Source organism: Larkinella sp. C7, from assembly GCF_006149005.1.
In the GTDB taxonomy this organism is placed as follows: Bacteria; Bacteroidota; Bacteroidia; order Cytophagales; family Spirosomataceae; genus Larkinella.
The window spans coordinates 1-307 of sequence record NZ_VBSL01000295.1; the positions used below are offsets into that span (position 1 = coordinate 1).

The following is a 307-nucleotide window of genomic DNA, read 5'->3' on the forward strand; positions in this document are numbered from 1 at the left end:
CAGCATTCAGCTCAACGAAGCTTGTTCGTCTGGCTGTGGCTCCTTCATCGAAACCTTTGCCAAGTCGCTCAAGTACGATGTCAGAGATTTTGCTCAAGTTGCCCTCCTAGCTAAGCATCCTGTTGATCTGGGCTCAAAATGTACCGTCTTTATGAACTCCAAAGTTAAACAGGTACAAAAGGAAGGAGCGACTGTTGCTGACATCTCGGCTGGCCTCTCCTATTCAGTTATCAAGAATGCCCTCTACAAGGTTATCAAGCTCAAAAGGCCTGAGGATTTGGGCCAAAAAATCGTTGTCCAAGGAGGA

The 307-nt window shown here is 46.9% G+C and carries 1 protein-coding gene; it reads left to right on the plus strand.

From position 1 onward, the window contains the following. A partial coding sequence (locus FH871_RS35480; RefSeq protein WP_212768440.1) for a BadF/BadG/BcrA/BcrD ATPase family protein occupies window positions 1-307 on the plus strand: 307 nt, incomplete at both ends.